The sequence below is a fragment of the Pontibacillus chungwhensis BH030062 genome, assembly GCF_000770675.1.
Taxonomy (GTDB): Bacteria; Bacillota; Bacilli; order Bacillales; family BH030062; genus Pontibacillus; species Pontibacillus chungwhensis.
On record NZ_AVBG01000007.1, the window covers coordinates 85,224 to 97,706 of the forward strand.

The 12,483-nt window shown below is 45.0% G+C and carries 11 protein-coding genes; 2 read left to right on the forward strand and 9 right to left on the reverse strand.

The window, feature by feature from the left end; genetic code table 11:
* Positions 1-26: 26 nt before the first annotated feature.
* From N780_RS10470 to N780_RS10490, 5 genes are all read right to left on the reverse strand, one after another.
* The gene (locus tag N780_RS10470) at positions 27-563 is read right to left on the reverse strand and encodes a hypothetical protein (protein WP_036783560.1); all 537 of its coding nucleotides are present in this window, start codon (positions 561-563) and stop codon (positions 27-29) included.
* Positions 564-1,313: 750 nt separating this feature from the next.
* Positions 1,314-3,113 carry a S9 family peptidase gene (locus N780_RS10475; protein WP_232299524.1) on the reverse strand — a complete coding sequence of 600 codons (1,800 nt, stop codon included), beginning with the start codon at positions 3,111-3,113 and terminating at the stop codon, positions 1,314-1,316.
* A 222-nt stretch (positions 3,114-3,335) separates the two neighbouring features.
* Entirely contained in the window at positions 3,336-4,589 is a 1,254-nt protein-coding gene (locus N780_RS10480) for a metal-dependent hydrolase family protein (RefSeq protein WP_036783561.1), read from the reverse strand.
* A 15-nt stretch (positions 4,590-4,604) separates the two neighbouring features.
* On the reverse strand, positions 4,605-5,801 hold the full coding sequence (locus N780_RS10485; protein ID WP_036783567.1) for a hypothetical protein: 1,197 nt from the start codon (positions 5,799-5,801) through the stop codon (positions 4,605-4,607).
* Positions 5,802-6,089: 288 nt separating this feature from the next.
* On the reverse strand, positions 6,090-7,130 hold the full coding sequence (locus N780_RS10490) for a phosphotransferase enzyme family protein (protein ID WP_036783568.1): 1,041 nt from the start codon (positions 7,128-7,130) through the stop codon (positions 6,090-6,092).
* Positions 7,131-7,307: 177 nt separating this feature from the next.
* On the opposite strand from N780_RS10490, the gene N780_RS10495 reads away from it, so the two are divergent.
* On the forward strand, positions 7,308-7,487 hold the full coding sequence (locus N780_RS10495; RefSeq protein ID WP_198135851.1) for a hypothetical protein: 180 nt from the start codon (positions 7,308-7,310) through the stop codon (positions 7,485-7,487).
* An 84-nt stretch (positions 7,488-7,571) separates the two neighbouring features.
* Here N780_RS10495 and N780_RS10500 read toward each other — a convergent pair whose 3' ends face one another.
* From N780_RS10500 to N780_RS10515, 4 genes are all read right to left on the reverse strand, one after another.
* Positions 7,572-8,303, reverse strand: a complete 732-nt coding sequence (locus N780_RS10500) for a hypothetical protein (protein WP_036783571.1) — start codon at positions 8,301-8,303, stop codon at positions 7,572-7,574.
* 319 nt (positions 8,304-8,622) lie between these two features.
* Positions 8,623-9,450 (reverse strand): ABC transporter ATP-binding protein, encoded by an 828-nt coding sequence (locus N780_RS10505; RefSeq protein WP_036783572.1) that lies wholly within the window; start codon positions 9,448-9,450, stop codon positions 8,623-8,625.
* A gap of 15 nt (positions 9,451-9,465) precedes the next feature.
* Positions 9,466-10,488 carry a FecCD family ABC transporter permease gene (locus N780_RS10510; protein ID WP_036783574.1) on the reverse strand — a complete coding sequence of 341 codons (1,023 nt, stop codon included), beginning with the start codon at positions 10,486-10,488 and terminating at the stop codon, positions 9,466-9,468.
* On the reverse strand, positions 10,488-11,540 hold the full coding sequence (locus N780_RS10515) for a FecCD family ABC transporter permease (RefSeq protein ID WP_036783576.1): 1,053 nt from the start codon (positions 11,538-11,540) through the stop codon (positions 10,488-10,490). Before N780_RS10515 ends, N780_RS10510 begins: the two co-directional genes overlap by 1 nt.
* Positions 11,541-11,720: 180 nt before the next feature.
* Between N780_RS10515 and N780_RS10520 the strand changes: the two genes are divergently transcribed.
* On the forward strand, positions 11,721-12,464 hold the full coding sequence (locus N780_RS10520; protein WP_036783578.1) for a (2Fe-2S)-binding protein: 744 nt from the start codon (positions 11,721-11,723) through the stop codon (positions 12,462-12,464).
* Positions 12,465-12,483 lie beyond the last annotated feature (19 nt).

Here is a 12,483-nt window from a genome sequence, read left to right on the forward strand (position 1 = left end):
CGAGTGTCATAACGAGTACGGGATTCTTACATATTGGCACTGTTGTTGTTGTCATTTGTCTTTCCGAACAGGATGAAGATGAGAACGAGAGACACGACGTACATATATACATTCCAGTCGTCATCCGCGAATTCAAATGCATCCACAAACAATTCAAACGCAAACGCCAGAGCTAGTATAATCACACTGTATGCTAAGCCGATCCATCTTGCAAAATATAAAACTAGCAGTACACCAATAATGAGAGCCGTAGAGGCATTCCACGGTTCTTCAATTTTGATTAGTGTCCCACCAAGTGCCTGGTCTGTATAATAAGTACCAATGATCATCACAATCGGTAACAGTCTAACCGCATAGTAACCAGCAGATTTACCTGCCTCACTCCCCGATGCTTTACGCCCAGCCCATGCAAAGAAAATTGCAGCAAGCGGGTATCCAATACACTCATAGATTGAAAGTTTAATCGTTCCATCAAGCGCCGCGGATACAAACAATATACCAATTACGCCCATAAATACGTTTACAAATTTGGTAAACCAATCTCCCTCATTTGTTAATGCCATAAGCATGCTCCTCCTCAATATATAACCAGCCATTCCTTTGAAATCCATCAGACTCCCTACAAGAGAGCCTCATCTTTTCATTAGAGAGCCAGTCTACCGATACAACCTTATCTTTTTTTGTCTGATTGTAAATGTGTATAACCATCTCTACAGAACGATTCTATTAAACAAGGTACATACAAATTATAAAGAGGAAGATCTTGTATGACAAGATCCATTTTCCACCGCTAAATAGTCAGACAACAGGAAAAGCCTTTTCACACTAGCATTAATATCAACCGACCTAAAACACATGAATACTAGGAGACAAAAAATAGACAACACTTCTTAACAAAAAACTCCGATTCTAATGATAGAATCGAAGCTTCCTGAGTGAATGGTAGTTTTAATACCTAGTGTTAGAACGAAGAGCACTTTCTTAAGCGTTCAAATTTTGGTGGCGAGATACCCGGGGAAAGTGGCTGGATCACTAACCAGAGTGATGGGACACCGCACCATAGTGGCCGGACCCCTAAACAGAGTGACGGGACAACGCGCTAAAGTGGCTGGACCACTTAACAAAGTGACGGGACAACGCGCTAAAGTGGCTGGACCACTAGCCAGAGTGGCGGGACGCCGTACTAAAGCGGACGGACCACTAGCCAGAGTGGCGAGACACCGAACTAAAGCGGCCGGACCACTAAACAGAGTGACGAGACACCGCGCTAAAGCGACCAGACCACACCCCAGAGCGTCTAGACGCCCAACTTACTAACTCTTCACTGCCCCAACCCCAACATGCTGCTCAAAAAACTCCAGTACTTTCCGGTACACCATCATTTCATTTTCCTTCTTCGAAAACCCATGCCCCTCATCTTCTAACACCATATACTCCACATCGCGTCCTTTTTCTTTTAAAGCAGCGACAAGCTGATCCGATTCTGCCTGCACGACACGAGGGTCCTTACCCCCTTGAATCACAAGCATAGGCTTCGTCATTGTATCAACATACTGAATCGGAGAATCTTCTGTTAACTTCTCCTTATCCTTCACTGGGTCTCCAACAATTTGGGCCATCGCCGGCTTCCAATGTTCAGGGACAGAATCAATAAAGCTAAATAAGTCACTAGGCCCAAAGATATCGACCACAGCTTTAAAATAGTCTCCGTTCCGGCCATGAAGCAATAATGCCATATAACCTCCGTAGCTCCCACCCATTAACAAGATCTTGTCACGAGAAGCGTAGCCTTGCTCGAGCAGCCACTCTAATCCAGCTACGTTATCAAGACGTGGGCCGTGACCCCAGTCTCCTTCAACTTTTTTCATAAATTCTAGCCCATATCCTGTTGAACCTCTGAAATTAGGAGCAAATAACGTATATCCAGAGTACACAAGGAACGAGAATAAGGAACGGAATTTGGCCTGCTCCGCTGCCTGAGGCCCTCCGTGTGGCCAAAGGATCGTGTGCCCATTATCTACTTCTTTTTTCGGTCGATATAAAAGCGCCTCAATCGGAAGCCCGTCAAAGGACGGATAGGTCACAACTTCTGGGGCAACCAATTCTTCTTCTTTTACTCCAGGAACACCGAAATTAGTAAGCGTAACCCAGTTCTCCCCTTCCCTCTTATAGATATTCATAGGAACCGTAGCATCATTCCCGCGCACGTAAATGCTACCAGAACGGGCGACGACGATCTCATCTATAATGCTGACAGGTGCTTCTATTCGCTCTACGCGTTGGTTCTTTATATCGTAGTTGTACAAATAAGTCCTGACACCTTTTTGACTAACGAGATACAAAGAGTCCGTTTTTTGATCAAACTTCACATCCACTAAATCTTCCTTCTCAAGCTTAAGTACTCTTTCGAAAGTCTTCGTATCTATGTTATATCTACTTAAATAAGAGAAGTCACTTTCGTAATTCGTAAGCAGATAAATTTCAGATTCTGACACAAACACGCCTCCAGAGACCGTATGCTGATCTTCTGTTTCTGGTGTAAGAAGTAAGTCCTCTTCGTCAGATTTCACATAGGCAAGGCTATAGGTATTAGCGAAAAATTTAAAATAAAGGAAGCGCTTCTCTGAAGGACTCTTATCAATGAGGGCTGTCGATCCTTTATCCCCGTGTAAAATGATTTCTTCCTTATCTGTGTCAAGATGATACACGTACGATTTCATAAAGGTAGGATCATCTTTGGTCGATGTGTAGTATAGGCGCTTCCCGTCCTCCGAAAGCATAGGGTCAAAATGCTTGGCACCTTCAACACTGCGAACAGGCTTAAGCTCTCCCCCTTGTGAGGGGATGGCATAAATCTGACCGTTTTCATCTCCATCTTCATCACTAACGGCCAACATATAGTCTCCATTCCCATCATAAAGAAGCACATCCGTACTTTGATTATGAAACGTTAACGGGTAAGGAAATGTATTCGGTAAATCCATCCCCCATACGTTATACTTACCGTTTAAGTTCGTACTAAAGACAAGCTGCGTTTCATCCGGACTTACAGCAAACGTTTGAATTCCGTACGTTTGAAAAAATTGCTCAACATCTGGCTTTTGAAATTGCATCAGTCGACTCCTCCTTAAAAATTCCATTTCGTTACTCCTACACATTTCAACTTAAGGATACCGAATTCCTCTTTATTACCAGGTCTCCACTTCGATTCACAAAAAAAAGATCACAAACGTAAACAGGACCAGGGCCCGCTCCATCCTCGACCTATTTTTCCACCATAACCTAACAAAAACCCAGATAAGGCAATCAGCCCCATCTGGGTTCAGCTTCCAATCTTACACTCTCACAGGCTTCTTCAATCGATCCTTCTCAACTTTCCCGTCTTTCATCACAAACGCAATATTCTCTTGCTCCTCTAAATTCCGAACGTTTTTCAACGGATTTGTCTTCGTAACAATCAAGTCAGCGAGCTTGCCTTCTTCTAACGTGCCAAGCTCATCCCCCCAGCCCATGCACTCGGCTGCAACTTTCGTCGTTGCTTTAATCGTGTCTTCAGGGGACATACCCGCATCGACCATAAGGCCAAGTTCACGAAGATTCGTTCCGTGCCGCATCACACCAGCATCCGTTCCCATCGCAATCTTCACGCCGGCCTGATACGCTTTTGCGATACTCTCTTTATGCTGCTCGTACACATCTTTTGCTTTTTGAGCTGCGTATTCCGGGATCTTATCAGAGCGTTCGCTCGCTTCGATCACAGATAGCGGCGCGAGTAACGTCGGTACAAGATACGTCCCGTTCGCAAGCATCAGCTCGATTGCTTCATCGTCTAAGAAGATGCCGTGTTCAATCGAATGAATCCCTGCCCGGACAGCGTTCTTAATCCCTTCTGCCCCTTGAGCGTGGGCCATCACTTTTGTACCGCGGCGGTATTGCCCTTCTTGTACCATAACGCGAAGCTCTTCTTCCGTGTACTGCGTGAATTCAGGATGATCGGTAGGGCTGAACACACCACCTGTTGCGTGTACTTTTAGCACATCTGCTCCAGCACGCAAGATCTCGCGAGATTTCTTCCGGACTTCTTCCACACCGTCACAGCGGCCATCCGGCATACCTGGATAGCTGCGCTGTGAATTATCAATTCCTGATAGCATCCATTTATCCCCGTGACCGCCTGTAATCGTCATCGGCACAATGCTTAGCTGCATGCGAGGCCCCTGTGCGAGACCTTTTTGCACCGCATCTTTCACACCTGCATCAGTGAAGCCGCAATCCCGAACCGTTGTAATCCCAGCGTCGAGCGTTTTCTTCATATTGTGAACCGTTTTGTAAAATTTAAGTGAAAACGGCTCCTCGACTGTGTCATTGCCGTCCTCTAGCTCAAACATTAAATGAACGTGGGTATCAATAAGCCCCGGAAGAACATAACCCCCTTCTGCATCCACGACATTACCATCACTCGGTTCAGGTAGTTCGCTAGGTTGTCCTAGCGCTTCGATACGATTATCGCGGATGAGAATGTCTTTCTTTACAGGTTCTCCGCCCGTTCCATCTATGACTGTTCCATTCTTGATTAGCGTTAATTCCATTTCAAGACACTCCTCTTACAGTAATTTCACTAACACACTCGCGATGATGATCGAAGCAGATGATACGGATACAAACCCGCCGATCAACATCGGAGATAAAATATCATCAAAGATTGCATTTTGTTCCTCTTCCGTTTCCCCAACACTACGACTGACTTCTTGAGCTAAAAGATAATCCGCCGGGAATCCGTAAAGCGCTGTTAACGCAACAGAGATCCCTTTGTACGGATGCCATTTCAGGAATTTTGATGCGATAAAGCCACCAACAACAAGTCCTGCCGTACCGATTGCAATAACAGAGAAGATCACCGGAAGCACGTCCCAGATTTGAGCTGGCGTCACATCAGCCAGTGAACCAAGCACAATTAAGAGTAAGCTCACCATCGCAAGCCCAAATGCGTTCGCACGCTCTAGCGCTTTTGGCGGGAAGATGCCAAAGTAAGAACCAGCAATACCGATGATCAAGCCATAAATACTTTGGTGAATGCCTGTCACTTCCCCAAGCCCATAAGCGATTGTACCAGCGATCAAGATCATGAATAATAAGATAAACGGACTGTCTAAATAGTGCTGCGGTAACAGATAGCGTTTAGAAGATTCCTGATCTGTTGCTTCTGCTTCCTCATCTTCATAGCTCGCATCCGCTACAACAGAAGCCGCCATGTGCCGCTCTGCTGCGCCTGACTCTTTAAAGTAATACGCGTATTTTCTAAGTAGGTAAGACGTCACCGGCATACCCATAATCTTTTGTAAAATATACACACAAATCGCGATCGTCACGAGATTCTCAAAGCCCATCTCCTTCAGCGCATCTGATGTGACAAGATAAGCAATTAAGCCACCCGTCAGAGGCCCTGCACCTGCTACGGCTGATTCAAAATCAAAGAAGATTGGGATCACAAACAAGATTAATAGAACCGAAAACACAAGACCTGTCAATGAAATGATGACTGCTTTATATTGTTGCTTTAACCCTTCAAGCGGAACCGTCGTCCCAAGATGCACAAGCAAGATCGGGATCATCACCGTACCGATTGCGGTTAGTGTCGTGGATTCAATAATATTCGATGGAACCACTCCGGATTGAACTAATATATAGAAGAGAACCGATGCCACCAACAAACTCGGAAGCTTTGCCCGTGTCTTAAACGACACCATCTCTCCAACGGCTAAAACGCCAACCATGATTAAACTTGCAACTACTGCGTTCATTTGTTCCACCTACTTTCAAAAATATGTATAAAGACGCTTCTTTGGAATCCTTCTCAATGGAAGTTCCGTAAAGAGAATGTGATGATGAGTATACGAGTTTAAAAGTTGTGTGGCAATACATAATATTCAGAAAAGAAAGAGAAAAAATAAATTTGAAGAGATCGTCTGGGTTGGGCGGATGGCTCAAATCAGCACCATTACGGGCCCAGTCTAGACCAGCTCCAACTATCTACCCGCCTCACCACTAAAAAAGAGGTGACCCCCACTATGGCATCACCTCTAAACCTCTTATCTATTCAATTTAGAAATCTCTCGTTCAGCTCGCTTATATATTTTCTCATAATCCAAATCTACAAGAGGCTCATCATGGACGATTCTCTTACGAATCCCGTCCACCAATTCTTCCTCTTTCTCACTTCTATTCTCAGGTGCCCATTTCTTTTGAAAAACGGTATAAAGCTCAATATCACGAAGCTTCAAGAAATACGGAATTCTCTTGATCCACTCCAGGTCCAGATGGTTTTCCTGAAGGTATCCTACTAAGAAATGATACAGCACCTTTTCCCCGTATTCTGAGCGCACCGAAAGAGACTCGCCGCGATGTTTCCACCACACTGAATAATAGACAGGAATCGCTACATCGCTCACATAAAAATGATACGTACTATCATCAAAATCAAAGATATGGATATCCCCTTCGTGATAAAAGAAGTTGCCCGGATGAATATCGGAATGAATCAGACCAAAGCTCTCTTCTGTTTCAGGGAGACGTTTAAGATCATGTACAACTTTCTCCCCTTCACGTATAATCCTCTCATCCTTGCTGTGATCTAGGTACTTCTGGAAGTTCAGAAGGTCATCCTCTTCCCACCTGTCTCTCTTATGTTCTCCTGCCTGGTAGCCCCTCGTCACATGGTGCATATGCCCCACGGCTCTCCCCCAACCCTCAAACAGGTCAGGTCCAAACCGCTCATCATCCATTTTCACCAGTGAACCTGGAGCCTTATCGAATAGACAAATATAGAAGGAAGACCCCTCCACAGGAATCTCTTCCACAAGGACTCCATTAACCGATGTGTAAGCAACGGATACATGGGCTCCGTTCTTATGTAAAAAGTTCACCCACTCCAACTCTGCCTGAATGTCCTCATGTTTACGGTGAGAGCTATGAGTTAAACGCAAGATATAAGGCTTGCCGTCTTTATGTACCTCATAGACATAATTCTCGAAATCCCCAAGCTTTTTCGCTTCAGCACTCGTTGTCCCAAAGCGATTCGCTGCCTCTTCTAGCAGAGGATCACTAAATAATGCGTCAATCCATTGTTCCATCACGATCACCTTTTCCACAAGATTCTTCACTCTACCTATTCGATTCTCTAGAGAGAATCCCTTTTTAAGTTGCAGGTTAAATATCGGACTAATGTCTCTATTTTTGAAACTAAAAGTAAGCAGGAACGTAACAAATAATGGATAATCACCGAAATTTCAAAAAGGAGGATAACGTTTATGGAAGATAAAAAATGCCTTAAATGTGGAGGTACTGAATTTTCAGAGGGGACAGATTATACGCCCATCAGGAAAAGCAAATCATCGTTCAAAAGCTCAAATAAAATTTATACATTTTGTATGAAGTGCGGAGAAGTTGATTCGATACGTATTGAAAATCCAGCCATCTTCAAGCAATAAATCATGCCCCCAATTTATAATCCTGAAGCAACCTGGGGTGATGAGGGTACGAACAAAGGCCAAGCACCTCTCATCACCCATAACTTATTCCATTTCTTTCCCCGTCCTAACCGCCGCTTCACTAACCTTCAGCGTCATCCTCATCCGACTTAACCACTTCTCACTTTCCGTCATACTCCCAAGAACCCCATTCGTATCTTCATGGTATTCAAGCCCTTCTACGAGGCGGTGACCAATGGAGAGGTGTGCGAATCGATGAACAATCATAGGCCACTCCGCATCGGTCATGTCGGCATGGGAGTGTTCATTTATGTAGTGAGCACTTCTTTTAGAAAACATACAAGAACCTGCTGTGACATCGATCTCCTCACCTATTTCTAGGGAAAAGATTTTGTTCGCAATTCGTTCTGTTGCCTTCCACTCTTCTGGGTGGGTCTCAAATGCTCGTTCTGTTCTTCCTAAAATGACGTAATCTTTCTCATCCATTCCCTCTAACAAAGAAGTAAGCTCGTCTGGGTGATTCTCGAGCCACGTTAACAACCGGTCGAGATCACAATAATGAAAGACGTCACTCTCCCCCGTTAACCCAAAACAAACCACCTCTCGCCGCGCATGAGCTGCCCCTTTCTTCGGAATTACTTTCACACGGAAAGCGCTAGCCTTTAGATCTTCGATGAATGCAGGCTCTGTTTCCTCACTGACGGTTATAAACAACTCGGGGTATAGCTCCTCTAATCTTGACTTCCATTTCTTCCATAGCTGATGATGGTCTCCATCTGGATCATGGGTTACCGTTACTAGTGCTACATTGGTCATACGACAGCCTCCTATATTATACTGATAACGTCTCTACTGGACAGGGGGACAGGTTCATCGTCCCTTCGTTTCCCGAAATATCACCTTTTCGATAAAAAAATGAGCCATGGAAGCAGCCCGTGGCTCATTTTTTATGCTGGTCAGTGACCTTTTTCTTGCGGAGATAGCTCAAAAGGTCCCAGAAACCTCCTATCTACGCCCTTATGACTTATTACTCTACAAAAAAGGTAACAGAAAGCTCTTATCTGTGACATTTTGCAAGGAACTATGCTTCAAAAGGTCATAGACGAACCATTATTACCTCTCATAGAACCGCTTCTCACGTCCCCGTCCCCTCAAACGTAGGAGTCTGGTTCCTCCTACTATCTAATAGATCATAGGTGATCAATGCTGGTCGTCCGGTCCTTGGATCTTCTACCACCTCTGCATCAATTTGAAAAACGTTTCTCAATACCTCCGGTGTCATCACCTCAGAGGCACTGCCTTCTTTGACGACTTCTCCACTGTTCAACGCTAGCAAATAATCCGCAAAGCGAGCGGCGTGATTTAAGTCGTGAAGCACCATCACGATCGTTCGGTTTTCTTCCCTGTTTAAACGATCTAAGAGCTTCAACACTTCAAGCTGGTGAGCAAGGTCTAAGTAGGTCGTAGGTTCATCTAGTAGAAGCAGCTCTGTCTCTTGCGCAAGTGCCATCGCAATCCATACTTTTTGACGCTGTCCACCAGATAAAGCATCAATTGAACGATTAGCAAAGGCAGCGACACCTGTCACATCAAGGGCCCACCGGACGATATCCTTGTCTTCATGGGTTAACTTTCCGAACCCTCGTTGATGGGGAGAGCGTCCGTAGGAGACGAGCTCATAGACGGTTAATCCACTTGGCGCTTCTGGCGTCTGAGGTAAGATTGCCATTTTCTTAGCAATCTCTTTCGTAGACTGTTTGTGAATGGCCTTCCCATCTAAATAAACAGCGCCACTTTTCGGCTGCAGGAGACGGGCCATCGTCTGAAGGATTGTAGATTTGCCGCATCCGTTTGGTCCTATAATCATGGTGATTTGCCCGTTTGGAATGTGGACGTTTAAATCGTCAACGATCGTCACATCCCCGTATCCAATTCGCAGCTTTTCTGTTGATAAACTAGACATCCGTTCGTTCCTCCTTTAATTCGTTCTCATGAGTAAATAGATAAAGTACGGGGCGCCGAGTGCTGACACGACGATCCCAACCGGAATCTCAGAAGGAGCCAGAAGATTGCGTCCGATCATATCAGCCACAAGCAACAGCAACGCTCCCATTAAAGCAGATGTAGGAATAAGCAGTTGATGCCTTGGGCCTACTAACCTTCTAGCTAAGTGCGGGGCCACTAACCCTAAGAAGGCAATTCCACCCGCTACAGCCACACTCGCACCGGCTAAACAAACCGCAATAAATAGTAGAATCCTTCTCTCAGATTCAACGCGGGTTCCAAGCCCTGTCGCTAACCGATCTCCGAGGTTAAGAACATTTAAGAAACGTGCTTTATACATCGCTAAAGGAATCAAGATCACGATCCATGGCAGTGTTGCGAGAACATATTTCCAGTTCGTCCCCCAGATGCTCCCTGATAGCCAAATCGTCGCTTGCATAAAATCACGAGGGTTCATTTTTAATTGAAAAATAATTAACGCCGCACCAAAGGCCGCGTTCACTCCGATCCCGACTAAAATCAGTCGGATAGGCGTGACGCCATTTCTCCAAGCCAATAGGTAAATGAGCACAGCAGCAAGTGTAGCACCAAGTAAGGCCATAAAGGGCATAATGAAAATCGACATCGCCCCAAGAGATGTATTCAATCCATCAGAGAAATACATATATAACACAACAGCAAGTCCGGCCCCTGCGTTTATACCTAAGATCCCCGGGTCCGCCAGTCCATTTTGGGAGACCCCTTGTAAAATAGCCCCTGAGACCGCTAATCCAGCCCCTACTAAAATGGCGATAACAAGCCTTGGCAAACGGAAGTCAAATAACACTAACTCCTGTCGATCCGTCCCGGCACCAAAGATCGTCTTCATCACATCGACAGGGCCAATTTGAATGACTCCTGTGTGTAAACTGACGAGGAGGCTTGCAATGATAAGAGCCCCTAACAAGGCCATAATCCATAAGGCTTTCTTTTGCTTCTTCTGTAACGTATGGTTCATTACAACCCTCTCCCTTCTTTACGTGCTAAATACAGGAAGAAGGGGACGCCTACTAAAGCTGTGATCGCACCAAGCGGCGTCTCGTATGGAGGGTTAATCATGCGAGCTCCGATATCCGCCATGACTAACAAAAGCCCTCCTAACACCGCTGAGCACGGAAGAATCCATTTATAATCTAACCCCACTAAGAAGCGCGTGATGTGAGGGACAACAAGCCCAACAAAGCCAACACTCCCTGCAACAGAAACAGCCGCTCCTGTCATGAGTAATACGACAATCGTTCCCAGTACTTTCACCGTTCCCGTCCGTTGTCCTAACCCTTTAGCAACACTTTCCCCAAGACTTAAGATCGTTACAGACCGAGCAATGAAAAACGCCAGGGCTAATCCAATAATCGCAACTGGGAACACAAACTTCACTTGCAGCCACTGCGTTCCAGCGACTCCGCCAGCATACCAAAAGCTCATGTCCTGAGCCACTTCATAATGAATGGCAATACCTGATGATAGCGCGCTCAGTAAAGCACCAACAGCTGTCCCGGCTAGCGCAAGTTTCACAGGAGATAGTCCTCCTTTAGAGAACGCCCCAACAAGGAAAACTATCCCCGCCCCAAGGCCAGCACCAACAAAGGAAAACGACATGAGTCCTAAGTAAGTCATACCTGGGAAGAAAGCGAACGCAATCGCAATCATAAAGGTGGACCCATCTGTTACGCCCATAATAGAAGGGGACGCTAAAGGATTCCTGGTCATCCCTTGCATAATCGAGCCCGATACAGCCAGGAAACCACCCACCAAGGCAGCTACGATCGCTCTTGGCATACGTAGTTCTTGTATAATTTGGTGAGACGTGAGCTCTTCATTATAATGAAACACTCCGTCCCACACAGTCTTTAAATCAATATCAGCAGCTCCAAGTGACACAGACGCTGCCATTCCAAGAAGCATAGCGATCGTACCAGCTATAATAATCAATGAAGCGACGACCGGTCGACCCTTGGCTTCTTGTTTTTCATACTCTTGTTTATTTATCTTTTGTGCTCCAACTGACATTTTACATTCAACCCCAAACTAGCTTTATAACCTCGTATGAGCGTATTATGATTTCTACCATTCGTCAACGATATCCGCGATGTAAGACTAGATTTGTATTCGTCATCTCTTTAATTTATAATTGAAAACGATTATCATAATCATAGTTATAGATCGATAGATTCATTTAGGAGGAATTCTATGAGTACAGACCACAAGCAACAACTATACGCATTCCTGGCAGAGAAAGCCTTTATACATATAGAATCAAATTTTGGTGACAAAATCGACTATCGCATCAGTGACATTATTAACGATCAAGAACAAGCTCAAGAATTTGTTGACGTTCAAAAGGAGCATAGAGAAACACTCAACTCCACGATCGTTGGAACGTTGTTTGGAAAACGTTACTCTGTTCTCGGCATGGGAATTTTCACGTTGCTTGTTGATTATGGACTCCTGATCGATACAACTCCTGAGCTCGTGGGCATCAAATTAGAAGCAGGTAAGCCGAATCGATATTATATCGAAGAAACAGCTGTTAAAGAGGTGAACGAACTTTCAACTGAAGAAGTCGAACGTCTTATCCGAGTGTGTATTAAGGAGCATCATGAACCACTCTTCGATCAAGTAGCCAAGGCTTCTAAAAGCAAGTCCAGCCACCTCCATTCCCTTGTCTCCCACAACCTATTTCAACGCAGTCTTGTGCTAGGCCGTCAAGAAGGGGCAGACTTAGAGAGGATTCAACATTACTTAGACCTATTCACGACCGACCTTTTATTTAAAGACAATGAAACAAACCCACTTCAATTTACATTCGAACTCCATACCCCTGAAGAAGGAGACCCCTTTTATATTCGCAAACATTGCTGCCTCTCCTACTTAATCCATAAAGGAGATAAATCGCAGTGTTGCGGAACGTGTCCGCACTTGTTCTCCTCCTGATTGTAAGAAAGGCTAAACC